2 protein-coding genes are annotated in these 1,668 nt (G+C 63.8%); both read left to right on the top strand.

Translation table 11 applies throughout. The features are described from left to right. Positions 1-392, top strand: a 392-nt coding sequence (locus HLH35_RS19630; protein WP_246385258.1) for a PfkB family carbohydrate kinase, incomplete at its 5' end; no start/stop codon positions are given. 236 nt (positions 393-628) lie between these two features. Then, positions 629-1,668: nucleoside hydrolase (locus HLH35_RS19625; RefSeq protein WP_182980734.1), on the top strand; the 1,040-nt coding region annotated here is incomplete at its 3' end.

The following is a 1,668-nucleotide window of genomic DNA, read 5'->3' as shown; positions in this document are numbered from 1 at the left end:
GGCATCGCGATGCCTTCCGCGAGCTGGTGCACGGGCATATCGACATCCTGTTCGCCAACGAGGAAGAAATCTGCTCGCTCTACCAGACCGAGGATTTCACCACGGCGATGAACCAGGCCGCCGCCGACACGCATTTCGCGGTGCTGACGCGCTCCGGCCAGGGCAGCGTGATCATCCGGGGCGAGGAGCGGATCGACGTGGCGCCGGTGGCGACGCAGGTGATCGACACCACCGGCGCCGGTGATGCCTATGCCGCCGGCTTCCTGGCCGGCTGGACCTCGGGCCGTACGCTGGCCGAATGCGGCCGGCTGGGCAGTGTGGCGGCGTCGGAGATCATCTCGCATTACGGGGCGCGGCCGCTGGTGAACCTTCAGCAGGACATGGAGCTGTAGGACCGGTCGAAAGCGTCCCTTTTCGAACAGCCTTCCGACAGGCTGTCGGAGGGGGCATTGCCGTGGTGAACGTGGCGGCGACGACGGTTCATATGAGCCGGATTGTCGTCGCCCTGATCCACCGCCATGGTCGACGCATGTGCGCAGAATGATTTTCTGACCGGCGAGACAAATTTCAGTTTCGCAACAGGCAGCGGATCGTGGCATTCCGATACGACCACGAAAAGGATGCCGCGATGTCGCTCGACCGCAGACAGTTTCTTGCCGGGGGAGCCCTGTTCGCAAGTGCTCTCATGCCCCTGGATCGTTCCCGCGCGCAGACGGCGTGGACGGTTCTCGGGCAACCGGTCGCGTCTGTGCCCTGGTTGCGCGACGTGCGCCGGGTGATCATCGACACCGATCCGGGAACGGACGACCTGCTGGCGATCATCATGATGCTCGGTTCCACGCGCATCACGACGGAAGCGATCACCGTGACGCCGGGCAATATCGGCTACGAGCAGGAAGTGCGGAACACGCTCTTCCTCGTGCAGACCCTGAGGAACGGGACGATACCGGTGCATCGGGGCGTCGATCATCCGCTGCTCGGCCGGTCCTATCCGGCTGCCGGGTTCATTCATGGCCGCTATGGATTCGGCGACATGGTGGTGCCGGAGGTCGCGCTGAAACCGGCACCCGACCATGCCGCGATCGCCATTTCGCGCATCGTTTCCGCTCATCCGGGCGAAGTGGTGCTGCTGGCGCTCGGCGGCTTGTCGAACATTGCCCTTGCCCTGCTGCTTGACCCTTCGATTGCCCGCAAGGCCCGTGGCATCGTGATCGTCGGCGGACGCTATGAAGGGATCGGCACGTCGGTCAGCTTCAACGCGATGGTCGATCCGGAAGCGGCCGATATCGTGCTGCGCTCGGGCCTGCCGATCGCCATGACGGGCAGCCTGGGTGAGACGGAGATGCTGACGCAGGCGGATTTCGACCAGATCGCGACATTCGGCACGGCGAAGAGCGCGCTCTTCCTGAAATCGAATGCGGAACGGCTGAAATTCGAGACCGAAAAGCGGCACAAGCCCGGTGCGACCTATGCCGATCCGTTTGCCGCCACCATGGTCCTTGATCCCTCCGTCGCCCTTCAGTTCGAAGCCGTTCATGTTGCGGTGGAGTTGAGCGGCACCGAAACGCGGGGGTCCTACGTGTTCGGTGGGACGCATATCTATACGGGCGACGCGCTGCCGGCGAACGTGGCCATCTGTACCAGGGGATCGCACGAGATATTCCGCGA

It is taken from the genome of Gluconacetobacter asukensis, from assembly GCF_014174375.1.
Classification (GTDB): Bacteria; Pseudomonadota; Alphaproteobacteria; order Acetobacterales; family Acetobacteraceae; genus Gluconacetobacter; species Gluconacetobacter asukensis.
The sequence above is the reverse complement of the archived record's forward strand: the minus strand, read 5'-3'. Positions and strand labels throughout refer to the sequence as shown.